The organism is Anabaena sphaerica FACHB-251 (assembly GCF_014696825.1).
Classification (GTDB): Bacteria; Cyanobacteriota; Cyanobacteriia; order Cyanobacteriales; family Nostocaceae; genus RDYJ01.
Genome location: NZ_JACJQU010000035.1, coordinates 1 through 17,818, shown reverse-complemented (window position 1 = coordinate 17,818; position 17,818 = coordinate 1). Strand labels below are relative to the sequence as shown.

General features: G+C 41.3%; 14 protein-coding genes and 1 tRNA gene. 8 read left to right on the top strand and 7 right to left on the bottom strand.

Going from position 1 to position 17,818, the window contains the following annotated elements; translation table 11 throughout:
- Positions 1-40: 40 nt before the first annotated feature.
- On the bottom strand, positions 41-2,317 hold the full coding sequence (locus H6G06_RS26390) for a transglycosylase domain-containing protein (RefSeq protein ID WP_190565022.1): 2,277 nt from the start codon (positions 2,315-2,317) through the stop codon (positions 41-43).
- A 442-nt stretch (positions 2,318-2,759) separates the two neighbouring features.
- Between H6G06_RS26390 and H6G06_RS26385 the strand changes: the two genes are divergently transcribed.
- Positions 2,760-3,386 carry a hypothetical protein gene (locus tag H6G06_RS26385; RefSeq protein ID WP_190565021.1) on the top strand — a complete coding sequence of 209 codons (627 nt, stop codon included), beginning with the start codon at positions 2,760-2,762 and terminating at the stop codon, positions 3,384-3,386.
- A gap of 260 nt (positions 3,387-3,646) precedes the next feature.
- Here the strand turns inward: H6G06_RS26385 and lspA are convergent, their stop codons facing one another.
- Both lspA and H6G06_RS26375 read right to left on the bottom strand, forming a co-directional pair.
- Complete coding sequence (gene lspA, locus H6G06_RS26380; RefSeq protein ID WP_190565020.1) at positions 3,647-4,123, bottom strand: signal peptidase II; 477 nt, start codon at positions 4,121-4,123, stop codon at positions 3,647-3,649.
- A gap of 75 nt (positions 4,124-4,198) precedes the next feature.
- Complete coding sequence (locus H6G06_RS26375) at positions 4,199-4,786, bottom strand: biotin transporter BioY (protein ID WP_190565019.1); 588 nt, start codon at positions 4,784-4,786, stop codon at positions 4,199-4,201.
- A gap of 185 nt (positions 4,787-4,971) precedes the next feature.
- Between H6G06_RS26375 and pstS the strand changes: the two genes are divergently transcribed.
- From pstS to H6G06_RS26350, 5 genes are all read left to right on the top strand, one after another.
- Positions 4,972-6,147: a phosphate ABC transporter substrate-binding protein PstS gene (gene pstS / locus H6G06_RS26370; protein WP_190565018.1), complete on the top strand. Its 1,176-nt coding sequence runs from the start codon at positions 4,972-4,974 to the stop codon at positions 6,145-6,147.
- A 167-nt stretch (positions 6,148-6,314) separates the two neighbouring features.
- Positions 6,315-7,265, top strand: coding sequence for a phosphate ABC transporter permease subunit PstC (gene pstC / locus H6G06_RS26365; protein ID WP_190565017.1), 951 nt, complete (start codon positions 6,315-6,317; stop codon positions 7,263-7,265).
- Positions 7,266-7,346: 81 nt separating this feature from the next.
- The gene (gene pstA / locus H6G06_RS26360; protein ID WP_190565016.1) at positions 7,347-8,228 is read left to right on the top strand and encodes a phosphate ABC transporter permease PstA; all 882 of its coding nucleotides are present in this window, start codon (positions 7,347-7,349) and stop codon (positions 8,226-8,228) included.
- Between the two features lie 57 nt (positions 8,229-8,285).
- Positions 8,286-9,092: a phosphate ABC transporter ATP-binding protein PstB gene (gene pstB, locus H6G06_RS26355; protein ID WP_190565031.1), complete on the top strand. Its 807-nt coding sequence runs from the start codon at positions 8,286-8,288 to the stop codon at positions 9,090-9,092.
- A 451-nt stretch (positions 9,093-9,543) separates the two neighbouring features.
- Positions 9,544-9,684: a hypothetical protein gene (locus H6G06_RS26350; RefSeq protein WP_190565015.1), complete on the top strand. Its 141-nt coding sequence runs from the start codon at positions 9,544-9,546 to the stop codon at positions 9,682-9,684.
- Positions 9,685-9,795: 111 nt separating this feature from the next.
- Here H6G06_RS26350 and H6G06_RS26345 read toward each other — a convergent pair.
- From H6G06_RS26345 to H6G06_RS26335, 3 genes are all read right to left on the bottom strand, one after another.
- Positions 9,796-9,866, bottom strand: a tRNA-Gly gene (locus H6G06_RS26345).
- 50 nt (positions 9,867-9,916) lie between these two features.
- Entirely contained in the window at positions 9,917-11,176 is a 1,260-nt protein-coding gene (locus H6G06_RS26340; protein WP_190565014.1) for a hypothetical protein, read from the bottom strand.
- 3 nt (positions 11,177-11,179) lie between these two features.
- Positions 11,180-14,635 carry a response regulator gene (locus H6G06_RS26335; RefSeq protein ID WP_190565030.1) on the bottom strand — a complete coding sequence of 1,152 codons (3,456 nt, stop codon included), beginning with the start codon at positions 14,633-14,635 and terminating at the stop codon, positions 11,180-11,182.
- 56 nt (positions 14,636-14,691) lie between these two features.
- Between H6G06_RS26335 and H6G06_RS26330 the strand changes: the two genes are divergently transcribed.
- Both H6G06_RS26330 and H6G06_RS26325 read left to right on the top strand, forming a co-directional pair.
- Entirely contained in the window at positions 14,692-15,354 is a 663-nt protein-coding gene (locus H6G06_RS26330) for a GNAT family N-acetyltransferase (RefSeq protein WP_190565013.1), read from the top strand.
- Positions 15,355-15,983: 629 nt separating this feature from the next.
- Positions 15,984-16,541, top strand: coding sequence for a hypothetical protein (locus tag H6G06_RS26325; protein ID WP_190565012.1), 558 nt, complete (start codon positions 15,984-15,986; stop codon positions 16,539-16,541).
- Here the strand turns inward: H6G06_RS26325 and H6G06_RS26320 are convergent, their stop codons facing one another.
- A complete protein-coding gene (locus H6G06_RS26320) occupies positions 16,542-17,690 on the bottom strand; it encodes a histidinol-phosphate transaminase (RefSeq protein ID WP_190565011.1) in 1,149 nt (382 codons plus the stop codon). It lies immediately after the preceding gene.
- Positions 17,691-17,818: the final 128 nt, after the last annotated feature.

The following is a 17,818-nucleotide window of genomic DNA, read 5'->3' as shown; positions in this document are numbered from 1 at the left end:
ACCCATTACCAATTACCAATTACCCATTACCCATTACCAATCACTTTGTGATTTTCCGCATATAATTTCCCCATAATTGGGCAGCTTGGCCGCTGCTACCAGATGTGGGGGAATTATTGTCATTTCCTAGCCAAATACCAGTTACAAGTTGCCGACTGGGAATAAAACCAATAAACCACAGGTCAACGTTTTTATCAGTTGTACCGGTTTTACCCCCTTCACCCAGTCCCTGTCCCAAAGCCGCACCACGACCAGTACCACTGGAAATTACCCCCTGCATCATACTGGTCATTTTATTGGCTACATCTGTTTTCAGCACTCGCTTATTGCCATCTGGATCTTGATCGTAGGAGTAGATGACACGGCAGGTCTTTAAATCATTGCGATCCTCACAATCGCTGCTGTCTAAAATTCTGCTAATAGCATGGGGCGGATTCCACACACCACGATTGCTAATAGCGCCAAAAGCACCAGTCATTTCTAAAACATTGACTACACTTTGACCAAGAACTAAACCGGGAACAGGTTCAAGAGAGGATTTAACCCCCAAACGCTGCGCCATTTCCACGACTTTATTTAGTCCCACTTCCCTGGCAATTCTTAAAGCAATGGGGTTTTCTGAGAGTGCAAAACCAGTGGCCATATCTAAACTACCACCACCACCAGACCGACAGGGTTTGTAAGTAAAACCTTGCCAAGGTAAAGCAGCGCAAGAATAACTTCTTGATGGCGATATCCCTTGTTCAATAGCAGCAGCGTAAGCAAAAATTTTGAAGGTGGAACCTGGTTGTCTTTGTGCTTGTACAGCCCGATTAAACTGGCTTTTTTTATAATCAGTCCCCCCAACCATTGCTAGAATGCTGCCACTTTTGGAGTCTAAGGTAACAAGCGCCCCTTGAGAAAACCGCAAGCTGGAACCGGCGTTACTAACTGAATTTCGCAGTGTTGATTCTGCTTGGGCTTGAATTGCTGGATCTAACTGGGTTTCAATAATATAGTTACCCTCTCTTGCTGCTCCTTCTCCCAATATTGATTCCAGTTCTTGAAAGACGTAATTATAAAAGTAAGGGGCAATCGTTTGAGCTTGCCTTTCGCAAACTTTGGGACTAACTTGGACAGGGGAGCGTCTGCCTCGGTTGGCTTCTTCGGCGCTAATTTTGCCCATTTCCAGCATCCGCTTAATTACACGATTGCGGTAATCTGCTGCTCCTAGTTTCCTTGGACCATCCCCGCAAAAATCGAAGGCGTTGGGAGCAGGTAAGATTCCTACTAAGGTTGCTGCTTCTGAGAGAGTTAATTCTTTGGCGGACTTTTCAAAGTAATATTTAGCCGCATCTTCAAAGCCGGAAGTATCTCCACCTAAAAATACTCGATTTAAGTAAGTGAGTAAGATTTCATCTTTGCTGTAGAAGGTTTCTAACTTTAGTGAAACAACTGCCTCACGCACTTTCCGCCCCAAGGAATCTTGTCTACCTACATATTCACGGAATAAACTGCGGGCCACTTGCTGAGTAACTGTGCTGGCTCCTTGCTGTACGCCACCTGTGCGGCTATTAATTAATACGGCTCGCAAAATCCCTAACGGGTCAACCCCAAAATGCCAGTAATAACGACTATCCTCAGAAGCGACTACAGCAGCGGATAGGTAGGGACCAAAGTCTGACAACTGTTTTAAGTCCACGTGAGCAATGTTCCGGGGTTCCCTCAGTGGTGTGGAACCATCACGCGCGTAAACGACTACAGGGGCGCGTGTGGCTGTAGGCAGGGGGCTGACGGAAAATTTTGTCCATTCTAGACCTATAGCTAGGGCGAATAAGGCGCTGACACCACCAACACCATAAAATCCCCATGTCGCGGCCTTAATATACCAGGGAGGCGGATCGACGTATTGCAGACGCACTGAGGCAGCCAGTTCTGGTGGTCCCAAGGTGAAGACATCGCCATCACGCAGTTCTAGGGAAGTGACTCGTCGCTTTCCTAGATAAATGCCATTGGTGGAATTTTCATCTTTGATGGTGAAAGTGGGAATCCTTTGGCTGGAATCCCGCGACAGGGACAGGTGAATTTGGCTGACTACTGGGTTGCGGACGACAATATCGCAGGATTTGGAACTACGCCCTAGTATATAGCGATCGCCCAACAGGGGATATATTTCCGCTTTATCCGCTCCCGCATCCTGCACCCAGAGTTCCGGTACTTTGGCATTAGGCTTGAGCGCCAGTTTGGAAAAATCTACCCTGGCTTGAATAGTGTTTACTGCTTGCGTCAGTTGACCAAGTAAGGTTTGTGGCTTTTGGGGCGGTTGCGGAGAACTCATCGGCTATATCACATCACAGCTGTTAGTGAAGACAGAATCGCACGGATCGCAATTTTAATGCTAGTCTGACACCATTTTACTCACAAGCCAAAAATAAATTCTTTATACTGAATTTTATAAGTTAGTCATTATACTACATTTTCTGGATTCAGGAAAATTTATTTGTGATTTTTTGCACTGAGTTCTGATTAGAAAAATTATTGTCACTCCCATGAAATGCTCATTTTATCTAATATAAATAGTTGCAAAGATGGAAATACTAGATCTAGTTATGTATTGCTAAAAACTGCTCAAAAATCAACAAAAGATTTAAATGCTACCATCACCAAACTTAATTACTACTAACCAGAAAATTTTACATCTTCCTTTAGACAGATTTTGTCCTATCAAGAGTTTGATTTAATTAGCGAAGTGTTCCGTTGACCTTGAGGTTAATTTCAGAATGAAGGGAAAATCTCTGACGCTGATTGGTACAGCCATGACTTTGGCACTTACCAGCAATGTTGCTATGGCTGAATCAAGTAAATCCCTGTTCGCAGAATCGAGTAACTCATCGATTGTTTCACCAACGGAAATTAAAATGTCACTAGAAGGGATGAAAATTCTCTGTGAACGTTTCCCCCTTAATTCCCGTTGTCCAGGTGGCATACCGCTTGATGCCAATTTTATTACTCCTGCTACAGCACCAGAAACTAATTCTATTAATAACAACACCAATTTAGATACTACCACAGTACCATTAACACCAACTACCCCATCACCTGATAATTCCAGCCAACCAACTCCAGCACCATTAACACCAACTACCCCATCACCTGATAATTCCAGCCAACCAACTCCAGCACCATTAACACCAACTACCCCATCACCTGATAATTCCAGCCAACTAACTCCAGCACCATTAACACCAACTACCCCATCACCTGATAATTCCAGCCAACCAACTCCAGTTCCAGAAAGTTCCTCTTCACCGGAGTTTGGGAAAGGTAACAGTGGTGAACAAGGGGGAGGTTTGACTGAGCAAGTTCCTGTAAATATTTTGCCACAAACTCCCCCATCTGGTATGTAAACCTGAATTATTTAACTCAGACTCCCACTCCTTAACGAACAACTCTCGCTACATTTATTTGTTCAATCAGGGGATTTTTTAAAACTTTGCATCAACAAAAATAGTCTCTATCACTGAATCAGCGGCTTTTTAAATGTCAAAAAACCGCTGGGATTGGCGATAGAGATTTAAATTTTTGGTAGTAATGCAAGTTGTTAGTCAGGAGTCAGTGAACTGTGATAACTGATAAATGATAATTAGCAACTTGGGCTGGTATTTTGTTAGCGTGTTCTGTGACTAGAAGTTGGTGTGTTTTGAAAAGAAGCAATTAAAAGGCAAACAATACCAATACTAATAAAAGAATCAGCCATATTAAATACTGCAAAGTTAATGAGGCGAAAATCGAGAAAATCAACGACGTAGCCTAACGCAAATCTATCAATACCATTACCTATAGCTCCACCTAAAATTAAACCATAACCTAACTGCTCCCAAAAGTTTAACAGTGGTCCAAAAGATGCGATCGCTATCAATACTAAACTCACTCCCAAGGATAACCAGCGCAACCACTCGACTTTCCCACTTAAAAGACTAAAAGCTGCACCGGTGTTTGTGACATAAGTAAAGTGAAATATTCCTGGGAGCAGTGGTAGTGTTTGTCCTAAAGCAAAAGTTTTCACTATCCAGTATTTTGTCAGTTGGTCTGTAAAAAAAGCAGTGAAGGCAGCAATCCAAAAGAGGTGATTTTTTAAGCGCATGGTAAATTAGTCAATTAGTCATTAGTCATTAGTCATTAGTCATTAGTCATTAGACAACTGATAATTGACGATTGACTAATAGAACATTATATGTCTTAGTACATAAGCTACTATGGTGACAGCGCAGACGACAACCAGTTGTCCAGGTAGTGAAAACCAGGAATATTTGAGGATTGCTTGCATTAAAGGCAGATGGTCTGCAACTTGCGAGGGAAAAATATAACTGATCATTAAATAAGCAATACCGCAGATGTGGACGGTTAACAATCCGCAAATACAGCTAAAAGCCAAGGTTTCTAACCGAGGTCTGGCTTTAAAGGCAAAATAGCCGCAAATCCAAGCTCCTGGAATAAAACCGAGCAAATAGCCAAACTGAGATAGTTTAACATAACCTATACCGCCTCCTTCGGCAAATACAGGCAATAAAGTTAATCCCATGACTAAATAAGCAATCTGCGAAAGCGCACCAGCATTTTTACCTCCTAAACAACCTACCAACAGCACCGCACCAATTTGATAGCTAACTCCTAAAGAAAAGGTTTTAATTCCTTGCTGACTCCAACTCCAAGGTAAGGTAGTGCCATAGGCTTCTAGGAACGTGCCACCCATTGTCAGGAGTAAGCCAATCATGGACCATAATAATTGATTGGAAGCAGCAAACATTTATCAGGCAACAGGAAAAGGCCAAAGACTAACAGCAACCAGTATAGGGAAAAATCTAAACTGTAACCAATCAGAGCCAGGAAAACAGAAAATTTGTGGTTGGTTAACCTTTTGTTTACCTAAGATTAAACATTTAGCGATATGTTAGAGGCGCTCATCTGGCAATTTACAAAATTTGGACAGCAATGCTATTACGTCAAATGCCCGTTAAAAATCCCCGCCTAAAAACTGCAATCACCGTATTAGCACTGACACTGGGTTTAGCAGCTTGTGGGGGAGAGTCAAGCCCAGATAACGCTGCTACCGAGAACTCAGGAAATACTCAAAATACTACTGCCTCTAGTCCTGCTAAATTGGACTTGGGTGGAAATGTTACCTTGACTGGTGCTGGTGCATCTTTTCCCGCACCACTTTACCAAACTTGGTTTACTGATTTGAACAAAAAATATCCAAGTTTGCAAGTTAACTATCAGTCAGTGGGTAGCGGTGCTGGGGTGGAGCAGTTTACTAAAGGTACTGTAGACTTTGGTGCTAGTGATGTAGCGATGAAGGATGAAGAAATCGCCAAAATACAACAAGATAAAGGCGTTCTTTTGCTGCCTGTAACTGCTGGTAGTATTGTTCTGGCTTATAATTTGCCAGATGTTCCTGAACTGAAACTGTCACGAGCCTTATACACTGATATTCTACTAGGTAAAATCAAGTCTTGGGATGATCCAGCGATCGCTAAAGCTAATCCTGAAGCCAAGTTACCAAATCTACCCATCGCTGTTGTGTTTCGTTCTGATGGTAGTGGTACTACAGGGGTGTTCACAAAACATCTGAACGCCATTAGTCCAGAATGGAAAACTAAAGTTGGTGAGGGTAAAAGTGTAAAATGGCCAGTGGGAGTTGGTGGTAAGGGTAATGAAGGTGTCACTGCCCAAATCCAACAAACTCAAGGTGCAATTGGTTACATAGAATATGGTTACGCCAAACAAAGTAATCTTAAGTTTGCTGCCTTGGAAAATAAGAGTGGTAAATTTATTACCGCAAACGAGGAATCAGCTTCTAAAACTCTAGCAGCTGTAATATTACCAGAAAATCTCCGTGCCTTTATTTCTGATCCAGAAGGTGCAGATTCTTACCCCATTGTCAGTTATACTTGGATTCTGGCTTATAAAAAGTATCCTGATGCGGCCAAAGCCAAAGCAATGGAAGCGACAATCGAGTATGCTTTGACAGATGGACAAAAGCTGGCTGGTGAATTAGGTTATGTGCCACTACCAGCAAATGTCATTGCTAAGGTGGCTTCAGCTGCTGATCAAATCAGTCCTGATTATAAAATTGCTGTTGGTGGCGCTACTAGTGCGAGTAAGTAGTCTCACTCTTCCATCTAGTCTCAAAACATTCAACCATTGAATTAACGAATCAGTTGGGAACCCTGATGATCCAGTATGTCAAATCCAAACAGCAAGGAAGCAATAATTTGCAGTAAGTGTGGTTCCCTCTCACATTTTTTCCGATTTTATTTTTACAGTCAGTATTCATGACTACAAATTTTCAGAACCTCTCATCAGAAATTAAAAAACGCTCGGAACTTGACAAATCTCTAGATCGAGGCTTTATTTGGTTGACCCGAATTTTTGCTTTGGCGATCGCTGCTATTCTATTATGGATTGCCTTACAAGTGGCTATTGGCGCTTGGCCTGCTATTCAAAAATTTGGTGTTGGCTTTTTAGTCAAAAGCAGTTGGAACCCAGTTAATGACACTTATGGAGTCTTACCCGCAGTTTATGGGACTCTGATGAGTTCTTTTATTGGACTGTTGTTAGCTGTACCTATCGGCGTTGGTACGGCAGTTTTATTAAGTGAGAATTTTCTGCCATCTCAAGTGCGTCTCGTACTGGTATTTTTAGTAGAACTACTAGCTGCTATTCCCAGTGTTGTCTACGGTGTATGGGGCATTTTTGTTTTAGTCCCGATTTTAACTGATTTGGGAAAATGGCTGCACAATTCTCTGGGTTGGATACCAATTTTTAGTTCCCCACCTACAGGACCAGGAATGTTACCCGCAGGAGTGATATTAGCAATTATGACGTTGCCAATCATCACTGCTATATCCCGCGATGCTTTAATTTCTCTCCCTCCTAGTTTACGTCAAGCAGCCTTAGGACTGGGAGCAACCCGTTGGGAAACAATTTTTCAAGTTCTCATCCCTGCTGCTTTTTCTGGCATTGTTAGCGCAGTCATGTTAGCACTCGGCCGAGCAATGGGTGAAACAATGGCTGTCACCATGTTAATTGGTAATTCTAACAATATTAATATTTCCTTGTTAGCTCCATCCAATACTATTTCCTCACTGCTGGCAAATCAATTTTCTGAAGCTAGTGGTTTGCAAGTTGCCGCTTTGATGTACGCTGCTTTGGTACTGTTTATATTAACTTTGGTAGTTAATATTCTGGCAGAGTTTATCGTTCTCCGGGTTACGCGACTTTAGTTACAGCAGTTATCTAGAGCATAATGACAAGCTCAAATTCTCAAACTTAATTATCCAATGGTTTTCTCTGACTGTTGAATTATGACTTCTCTTTTTCCCGAAAGCAGACTAACTCGCTCCCCTACGTCTTTGCGAACCTTATTTAACACGGTGATGACCGTCGTAGCATTTATTTGTGGAGCCTTGGCGCTGTTTCCTTTGTTAGCTGTGCTTTCTTATGTGCTGTTTAAAGGCTTTAGCAGTATCAATATAAGTGTATTTACTCAACTACCTCCTGCTCCTTTTCGACAGGGTGGCGGCTTCGGTAATGCCATTTTGGGAACTTTGCTGATGGTTGGTATTGCAGCTGTAATCAGTATACCTACTGGGGTCTTAGCGGCTATCTATTTGACAGAGTTTAGTGCTGGTAAAATTGCTCGATGGGTACGCTTTGCTACTAATGTATTGAGTGGAGTTCCCTCGATTATTGTTGGTGTATTTGCCTATGGTATTGTAGTTTTAACTTTGACAAATCTAAAGTTAGGCTCTTACTCGGCTTTGGGTGGTGGGTTTGCCTTAGCAATTTTAATGTTACCAATTATTATCCGTACTACAGATGAGGCTTTACAGCTAGTACCCCAAGATTTACGACAAGCGTCTTTAGGGTTAGGAGCAACCAACTTTCAAACCGTAACACAGGTAGTATTACCATCGGCTTTACCAGCAATTGTCACTGGTTCCACTTTAGCGATCGCCAGAGCATCAGGAGAAACAGCACCATTACTGTTTACTGCGCTCTTTTCATCTTTTTGGCCTGATGGTTTGCTCAAACCTACAGCTTCTCTCGCGGTTTTAGTTTACAACTTCGCCATTTCACCATTCCAAAATTGGCAGTCATTAGCTTGGGCAGCTTCTCTGATTTTGGTTTTGATGGTTCTGATTACAAGTATCATCGCTCGCTGGGCAACCAGGCAAAAAGCTTAACAAAATATCATCAACAGGATGCCTAAATCATCTTTACAACCCAACCCTAAACTATTTATGGCTACTAACGCTAGTACGATGAATGGTACTGAAACGGTTTTACGCACAGAAAACCTCAACATTTATTACGGGAACTTTTTAGCTGTACAGAATATTTGGTTAGATATTCCCAAAAATCAAGTTACAGCTTTTATTGGACCTTCTGGTTGTGGTAAGAGTACATTATTACGTTGCTATAATCGTCTTAACGATTTGATTGATTCATTTCGTGCCGAAGGTAAGGTTTATTTTTACGATAGGAATTTGTATGCACCTGAAATCGATCCGGTAGAAGTACGTCGTCGCATCGGGATGGTGTTTCAAAGACCAAACCCTTTTCCCAAATCCATTAAAGAAAATATTGCTTTTGGTGCTAGAATTAATGGCTACAGAGGCAATATTGATGAATTGGTAGAACGGAGTCTGCGACAAGCAGCTTTGTGGGATGAGGTGAAAGATAAGCTTAACCAAAGTGGTTTGTCTCTCTCTGGTGGACAACAGCAAAGATTATGTATTGCCAGAGCGATCGCTGTTCAACCAGAAGTTATACTCATGGATGAACCATGTTCTGCTCTTGATCCCATTTCTACTTTGCGGGTTGAAGAACTAATTCACGAACTCAAAAAACAATACACTATTGTTATCGTTACCCACAATATGCAGCAAGCCGCACGGGTTTCTGATAAAACTGCTTTCTTCAACGTCAAAACCTCGGACAAAGGTGGACGTACAGGTTATTTAGTAGAATACGCGCCGACTGAATTAATTTTCAACGATCCGCAACAAGAAGATACAAAGGCTTACATCAGCGGTAGGTTCGGTTAAATATTATAGTTCTATCACAGTTTTTATCTGTATGTGACAGCTATCTATTAAAAATCACCCAAATCTACTTATCACTGGAAAACTTGTACAGTGATATTTTTTTAACTCAATCTCTCACCCATGATTCATACCAAATTGATATGAAGTTCCATAGAATTAAGATATCAAGAATAATTAACCGCAGATAAACACAGATAAAGACATCTAGCAGGGGGAATATTAGTGTTTCTTATGACATGAAACCAGTTCCTGGTAGATTACAAGTTTTTTATGAAGGAAAAGTCATTATAGATACTGGATTTGTATCAGTTACTGGAACAAAATCAATTTCATTTATTGGAAACTCAAATACAGTGACAGTTACGGTAACAGGTAATCCAGACAAATCAACAACTCAATGGAATTATACTTTGTCATGTCCTCTGTAAAATATCAGTAAAATAAAGGTTGTATGTTTGATGTTGGTGTGACAGTAAACGCTGATTTTGCCAAAGTTGCTGTTAACGCCCTTACCAATGTTGTCAAAGATAAAGTTGAACAAGAAATTAGAAACCGCATTCCTGTAAATATCCCTGGTGTGCGTTTACGATAAAATCCACAACCCTTGTAGGGGCGGGGTCTCCCCGCCCTTTCTATAAGCGCCCTTAACACGCTGATATTCTCCCTCTGTATACCTTAGAGGTTTACTCATTCAAGTTTCTAAAGCGGGTGGCGGGAATCGAACCCGCATTATTAGCTTGGAAGGCTAAAGTTTTACCACTAAACTACACCCGCAAATTTCCAGCTATTTAAATATAGCACAGCCTTCCTGAAATTACAAGTCCTTATTGAGAATTTATTGGCTCAATTCTGATCCGCACATATAAATTACTTAACTCTGGTTTTGATCCATCTTCATTATAAGCAGCCACAAAACTTTCTTGTTTAAAAATATCATTTAGTGCTTGCTCATAAATATTGTTTTCACTGCGGAGTGTGGCAGGTTCAATAGTGATAACTATCGCTTGTTGAAAGTTGCCATTTTTATCAATCACCAAACTAGCTAGTATATTTGCTGGCTTCAGTCCAGAATCACTGGGACTAAAATTAAGTTCTAATTCCTTGCTGCGACTTCCTTGGTATTCTGCCAAAACATCAGGTAAAGCGTCAACTCTTAATTTTTGTTGTTGTCTTAATTGCTCTACTTCATCTTTCAGTATAGGATCAACATTAGCCAACGCACCACCTCCGGTTGAAACTGGTGAAGTTTCTGAAGTCGGAGTTGGTGAAGTTTCTGAAGTCGGAGTTGGTGAAGTTTCTGAAGTCGGAGTTGGTGAAGTTTCTGAAGTCGGAGTTGGTGAAGTTTCTGAAGTCGGAGTTGGTGAAGTTTCTGAAGTCGGAGTTGGTGAAGTTTCTGAAGTCGGAGTTGGTGAAGTTTCTGAAGTCGGAGTTGGTGAAGTGGAGGGAATATCATTTGGTAATACAGTTCCCTTTCCCAGCTTGACTTCTTGACGACGGTTCCAGGGAAGATCATCTAAAGGAACTGTTTGTGTAGATGCGGGGTTGGGCGTAAATTTTACTTGGGGTGTAAATTTTACTTGAGGTGTAAATGTAGGTATTTGTGTAGATGTGGGGTTGGGCGTAAATTTTACTTGAGGTGTAAATGTAGGTGTTGGTTTGGAGTCTATTGGTTGATTATTAACTTCAGTATTTTGGCTTTCACGCTGCTGTGAGATATTAAAGTCAGAATTTATAGCCTCATCATCTAGTTTTTCGGGACTAGTGGACGATGTTTTTGGTAAAGACGCTGCAACAGACCTTTGAGTTGAAGGGGAAAGTGTCGGTTTAACTGTTGTAGCCGTTGACTTGGGTTGAGTGTTTAACTCTTCTTGAGGGGAAATATCTATCAAATCAACAGCAATCTGATCTTGACTAGATTGAGGAATCCAAGGTCTAAATTGATCAGATGATCGTAAAAACCAAAACACCAACAAATGCAGGGAAATCGAACCTATAAATACAGTGATCCACAACCAAGGTGGATCAGTATGTTTGTAATTGATGGTATCATCGTGCAAATTAAAACTGGATTTGACACTATTCATGCTTTATGATCCAGTAGAACTTGAGTCATTAGTTATATAGCTATCTAAATCTGTTCTTACTACAAAGGTGAGAACTGTTTCATCTATTCCTTTCAGTTCCAGAGGACTGCCTTTAGTAATTTCTTCTTCCTGTAAATAATCTGCAACAGCAGCAGAAACCAAGATAGTACCAGGGACAGCCGCAGCTTGTAACCTAGCAGCAATATTTACACTCGGACCAATCGCTGTATAATCAGCACGTTCTTCACTACCAAACATTCCTACAACTGCTGTACCTTGGTGGATGCCACAGCGAAACTGTACGCCTTTGCGCCCATCAGTTTCAAATATACCTTGTTCGAGCCAACGCTTATTTAAAGTAACTAAAGCACGTTGCATTCCTCTGGCAGTATTGATAGCACGACGTACCTGTTCATTTGGTGTTAGTTCTTCTGGCGCTCCGTACAAGGCTAAGATAGCATCGCCCATAAATTTATCCACAGTACCACCATTGTTAAAAACAACTTTGGTCATGATTTCTAAATATTCATTCAGCACCTCTGCGACTTTTCGGGATCTGAGAGTATTGGATAGCTGAGTAAAACCCACAATGTCACTAAACAAAACTGTAACTAAGCGCGGTTCTGGCCGCAAATCTAGGGACAAAGTTCCAGAAGCTGCTTTCTTGACTAAAGCAGATGGTAAAAAGCGTTTGAGTACTGATTCTGTCAGGTAGGTGTTTAATTCCAAGACGCGTTTTTCATTTTCCTTCAAGGCTAAAAGATTGCGTGCCTCTGCTAGAAGTTCCCGGTCATTAAATGGTTTAGCTAAATAAGCATCTGCACCATATTCTGTTCCTTCAATGCGAGTTTCCTCATCAGCCTTTGCCGTGAGGAGAATCATGGGTGTACCACGCATCATATCATCGGTGCGGATCATCTGAATCATTTCTAGTCCCGTCACCAAGGGCATCATTAAGTCAGTAATGATCAGGCTGGGAAGAATTTCTCGTGCTAAATTATATCCTTCGTAACCGTTACGAGCAGTAGCTACTTGATAGCCATTGTGACGGAGAATTTCTGACACATAAGCTCGCATATCTGGGTTATCGTCTACGACTAAGATTAATTGCTCAGTAGATGGGTGAGTATGAACTTGTCCGTTAGAGTCTCCAGTTTGTAAACTGGGTGATAAATTTCTGCTGGTAAATTCTGTATTGTCTGCTGTTGATTCTAAGTGTTCTAGATCAGCTAATTCTACATTGGCACGGCTGATATTTAATTCGTATGGTGTATCTAGTAACTGCTCTGGAGGTAAGTGATCTGGGCCAGTCAACAGACGGATGCTAAATTGAGTACCTTGTCCATAAACTGATTGTACTCTGACTTCGCCACCGTGCAGTTCTACCAATTCTTTAACTAGGGATAAACCCAATCCACTGCCTTCATAGCTGCGGTTTTCTGAGCCTTCAGCTTGACGGAACCGCTCAAATAGGTGGGGAATTTGTTCGGGAAGAATGCCAATTCCTGTATCTTGAATTTGCAAAATACAGGCATTACCATCATTGAACAATCTAACAGTGATTTTACCTCCATTGGGAGTAAATTTCATGGCATTTGACAACAGATTATAAACTACCTTGTCAAATTTTTCCATATCCAAGTAGACTGTCGGGCATTCAAACAAATCAGTAACGACTCTCAGCCCCTTTTTCTCACAATAGGGACGAAATGATTCAACAATTTGGGTAACAAATTCGACAAAATTGCAAGGGTGGAAACTCGGTTGCATTCTACCAGCGTCTAGGCGTTGTAAATCTAGCAGCTGATTTACCAATCGCAGGAGACGGCGAGAATTGCGGAGGGCGATCGTACTTTGGGCATGGGATAACCCTTCACCCATTTCCACTGCTGACTCCAGTGGTCCTTGAATCAAGGTGATGGGAGTCCGAAATTCATGGGAGATATTTTGGAAAAATTCGGTTTTTTGTCTATCTAGTTGGATTAAACGTTCCGCTTGTTCACGAGTTGTTTGGTATAAGCGTGATTGTTGAACGGCGATCGCTGCTTGGGCTGCTACTGATTTGGTTAGTTCAATTTCTGAGGGTAGCCACTTACGGATTTTATCACCTTCTCTCAGCGTAATACTACCGATACATTGGCCATCAATTAGTAGGGGAACGACCATGAGCGATCGCGGTCGCATTTTCAACGGTAAATCAAAAGCCTGGACATCTGCGGGCGAGTGAGTTATATCCGTAATTACCACAGGCTCTTTTGTCTTTAATATTTCTTTTAGAATAGGATTTTTCTGGATCGGGGCTTGGGAACTGGATAAGTGCTGAGTTAAAGATTGGCGATTCCTGCTGATCTGATTTTCTGAAAAATGATCTAAATGTTTAGAACTGTCATACAAACCTACACATTGGACAAATTCATCTTCCTGTGTCCATAAAGACAGAACACAACCATCTACGTGTAAAGCTTTTCCCAATCGCTGGGTTATGGCTGAAAATATATCTTGTGGGTCTAGACTAGAGCGAATTTCTCTAGTAATTGTATTAATTAAAGCTTCTCTCTTTGCTAAAGCTTCTACTTGTTCATAAGCATAGGCTTGAGACAAAGCCAACGCAGCCTGGTCAGCGACAATTGATACCAGTTGTACCTCTTCCTCTTCCCAAATACGCGATTGATAACACTGATGTAAAGCTAATACTGCTCTTAGTTCTTGTTGACAAATCAGTGGTACAACTAAACTAGAGCAGATATTGGCATCGCTAAAAGCCGCAGCCCGTTCTTCATCACCTTGGATGCGCTCATCACCAGCCACATCATGAATTACCTGCACTTCACCGATTTCCCAAACTGTCTGAGCCAAAAGAGGTAATGGGGTGATGGAGTCTAGATTCTCGATGGATGGCCTTTCATTACCTTCAGCTATTGGGTGGAAAGAAGAATTATTTTTCCCATCAGCCCATCTCTGTTGCTCCGGAAATGTTTCTTGAGCAGATTTTTGGTAGATAAATCCTTCATCTGCCAATTGCTCATCCTGGAAGGGACGCAACAGGCACACATCCACCTCCAACATATGCCCTACTGTATCGACAATGGTTTGTAAAATTTGCCGATAGTCCAGGGCGCTACGAATAGTATTAGTGACAGTATTGAGCAGAGATTCTCTACGCAGTGTACGAGTGAGTTCGCGAGTTCTGGCTTTGAGGACATTATGGGTGTCCAAAGCTTGGCGGACTACAGCCTTAAGTTCTTCAGCTTCCCAGGGCTTCGTAACATATTTAAATACCTTGCCAGAATTAATAGCTTCCACCAAGTCTTCAACATCGGTGTAGCCAGTTAGAATAATCCGAATAATATCTGGGTATTGAGTTGCTGTTAGGCTCAAAAATTCTGTACCGCTCATCATCGGCATCCGTTGATCGGAGATGATCACTGCGATGTCTCCCTCTTGTGCCAGCAATTCCAGTGCCGATCCTCTGTTCTATCACTTTGGGGTGAAACCTTGAATATGGGTATGAACTGATGACAGAGCCATACTTAAGTAAATTTTCGTTAAATAAACTTAATCCTAAACTAGCTTTGAAATCCTGGTTTTTTCACCCACATCGTCAACAGTCTACAGATGCACGCATCCCAAATTCCTGTCAATTCCAAATCCGTGCAGCTACATCTGCTGATTTGCCTGGTATTGCCCAAATAATTGCTGAAAGCTTTCACTCCCAAAAAGGTTTATGGGGATGGGCTTTTCCATTATTCCGTTTGGGTATTTATGAAGACTTAAGGCATCGTCTAGCGTCAATGACACCTCATCAGGTTTGTTTGGTGGCTGTTGACACTAGTCCGAGTGCCACTAATCAAATACTGGGAACTGTAGAACTAGGTGTACGCTTTAGCGATAATTGGGCAAATGTTCACAAGCGTTTTCCCTACTTGTCTAATTTAGCTGTTCACCCAAAATACCGTAGGCATGGTTTGGCTTCTAGTTTACTGATTGGTTGTGAACAAGTTTGCCAAGACTGGGGATTTGACGATTTGTATCTTCATGTCTTGGAAAATAACCATCAAGCTAGGCAGCTATATTTCAAGCTGGGATATCGGGTGTATAAAGTTGAATCTCATTGGCACAGCTTTTTTCTCTATCCCTCACGGCAGATTTTCTTGCATAAACACCTGACAAATAAATGAAAGGGGTGTGTAGGGAACTCCATAATTAGAGGCTGCTGAATAAACCTAAAATCTGGATAAATCCAGAGATTCAGACCTATAAAAGGTGAATACAGTGCCAAGAAAAAGGCTTATGTTTTACAATACCTTTTTGAGAATATAGCAGTTCCCATGCTCGTGAGGTACAAAGTTCTTTAGTTTTAGGGAACTCTTAACTCTTAACAGGGAATAAATTGGTGTGTACTTCATTAGACTGGAAAACGCTATAAAGCAGTTGAAACTCTGACAGACGTAATATTAAGCACATGTTTATATGCGTAATCAGCTAAAATATGTACTTTCCTTTAGATTTTCTTAATATTCAACACTTGTGGTTCTAGCAGTCCTCATCTTAACTTTATTATGGCAAATTTCATCTTTATGAAAACTTTAAGAAAAGATTCCTAGAGTTGGAGACAAATCCACCTCAATCCCATAAAATATTATTATTAATTTTAGAACAACACTTTTTCAGCCATCAATTTAGTTGCGGTTGGCAGACAATTCTTAATCAGACGAGCATAATTTGAAACTTGATTTAATTAAACAGCTAGTTCGTTGACGTTTTAAAGTGCATATTCATACCACATTCATTAAAAGTTTGAGAAAACATGGATAGCGAACAACGCCGACGCTATCAGGCTGCTATGGTATCAACTTATTGCCCTGAAACTATTTTCCCGGACAACCTTGCCATGCGAGATGGAACTGAGCGATCGCACAGGTATGATATTCTTGCGTCGTTGCACAGCGGAAAAGTTTTCATAGTTAATAGTCGTAAGCGCAATGGGTTAATAATCTTTAAAAGCTATCATGCAGAGTTTGCTGGACCAGGTGCAGTTGTAGGTGGCGATTATGATCGGGATTGTCAATTTGTACTACCTGTAGGTAATCTCTCTTTATTAGAACCTGAATCTCATGAAGATCGTCAGAAGGCTTACTTGATTAGAAGACAATGGATTCGCTTAATCAAACAAATTACAGAAAATTCAGTTCCCGCACAAAGAGTACAGAAAATTCTTGAACAATTTGAACAGTATTTTCCAGCAGAAATGGTTGCTGATCTGCCAGATGTTGCCTTTTCTATGTTAGTGGGTGTGTTGCCGCAAACGGTGTCAATAGTGCGCCGTCTGGGCAGTGATTTAGACGAATGTTCTGATTATGAATAGTTAATATTCTAGGTTGGCTAAAGCAGCTTGTAACCGCGTCAGGGTACGAGTATTTTCTTCTGGTGTTCCGACAGTAATTCGTAATCCCCCAGGAAGTAACCGTACAAGAGTTCCTTCATTTCTGAGTTTTTGGTTGAGGCTTTTTAACGCTGCATCTACTGGTTGATATGTATTGGGTTGAAGACGCAAGTAAATAAAGTTGGTATCACTAGCTGTAATTTCTAATGCTGGATGTGGAGATAAAGCACTGATGAGCTTACTTCGTTCACTTAGGGTTTGGGGAATGGAACTCAGCAAAAGTTGGCGATTTTGTAAAGCAACTAAAGCGGCAGCAAGGGAAAAACTGGGTAAATTGTAGGGGAGACGGACTTTTTCTAAAATGGCGATCGCATCGGCATTACCTACACAATAGCCAACTCGCATGGCTGCTAACCGAAAAGCTTTAGAAAAAGTCCGCAGCACTACCCAGTTTGGGTGCTGTGGTAATTCCCCAACTAAGGTAGTTTGGCTAAATTCAAAGTAAGCTTCATCAATAACTACCAAAATCTCCTCTGGCAGACTTTTTAACCATGCTAATTCTGCCGCAGTTAAACAATTAGCTGTTGGGGAATTGGGATGAACGACAAAAACCACCCGAATAGGAGGATTTGAAGTTTGTTCAATTGCTGACTGTGCAGCTTTTAAGTCTATTTCAAAATTGCTTTCATTTCTACCCACACTCACGACAGGAATACCCAGGGTTTGCGCCAAAATCCCGTACATGGAAAAAGTGGGATTGGCAACTAAAATAGAACCTTCTCCCCCTAAACAGGTGACAATTAATAGAGAACGAATAAGTTCATCAGAACCATTACCTACGGAAATATTAGCAGCAGTGAAACCGGAGGATGAAAGGTTAGCTGACTCATTGACATATTCGGCGATCGCTTCTTTAAGTGTTTCATGTCCACCATCAGGATAACGATTACTTTCAATAACTTGTTGAAAAGTCCACGCCAATTTTTCTTTTATTTCTGGTGGCAAATCATAGGGGCTTTCATTAGTATCCAGTCGATCAAAGAGAGTGCAAACTGGTTCTGCTGTACCGCTACTGGGGTGGGGTTTGTAAGCAGTAAATTGAGCTAAATCGGAACGAATGAAGGGAAGCATAATTGGTAATTGCTAATTAGTAATTCAATAGTTACTAAAAATATAGTCAAATATTTCTAGCTTGGTAAGGCCTACACCTTACAGGGCTAACTACAAGCCTCTCTACTGAGTTTCTATCAAAGATAGAC

Coding starts and splice junctions, on each gene's coding strand:
- lspA (WP_190565020.1), bottom strand. CDS start 4,123: ATGCGCTTAAAAAATCACCTCTTTTGGATTGCTGCCTTCACTGCTTTT.
- H6G06_RS26375 (WP_190565019.1), bottom strand. CDS start 4,786: ATGTTTGCTGCTTCCAATCAATTATTATGGTCCATGATTGGCTTACTC.
- pstS (WP_190565018.1), top strand. CDS start 4,972: ATGCTATTACGTCAAATGCCCGTTAAAAATCCCCGCCTAAAAACTGCA.
- H6G06_RS26385 (WP_190565021.1), top strand. CDS start 2,760: ATGAAGGGAAAATCTCTGACGCTGATTGGTACAGCCATGACTTTGGCA.
- H6G06_RS26330 (WP_190565013.1), top strand. CDS start 14,692: ATGACAGAGCCATACTTAAGTAAATTTTCGTTAAATAAACTTAATCCT.
- pstC (WP_190565017.1), top strand. CDS start 6,315: ATGACTACAAATTTTCAGAACCTCTCATCAGAAATTAAAAAACGCTCG.
- H6G06_RS26390 (WP_190565022.1), bottom strand. CDS start 2,317: ATGAGTTCTCCGCAACCGCCCCAAAAGCCACAAACCTTACTTGGTCAA.
- pstA (WP_190565016.1), top strand. CDS start 7,347: ATGACTTCTCTTTTTCCCGAAAGCAGACTAACTCGCTCCCCTACGTCT.
- H6G06_RS26350 (WP_190565015.1), top strand. CDS start 9,544: ATGTTTGATGTTGGTGTGACAGTAAACGCTGATTTTGCCAAAGTTGCT.
- pstB (WP_190565031.1), top strand. CDS start 8,286: ATGGCTACTAACGCTAGTACGATGAATGGTACTGAAACGGTTTTACGC.
- H6G06_RS26320 (WP_190565011.1), bottom strand. CDS start 17,690: ATGCTTCCCTTCATTCGTTCCGATTTAGCTCAATTTACTGCTTACAAA.
- H6G06_RS26340 (WP_190565014.1), bottom strand. CDS start 11,176: ATGAATAGTGTCAAATCCAGTTTTAATTTGCACGATGATACCATCAAT.
- H6G06_RS26325 (WP_190565012.1), top strand. CDS start 15,984: ATGGATAGCGAACAACGCCGACGCTATCAGGCTGCTATGGTATCAACT.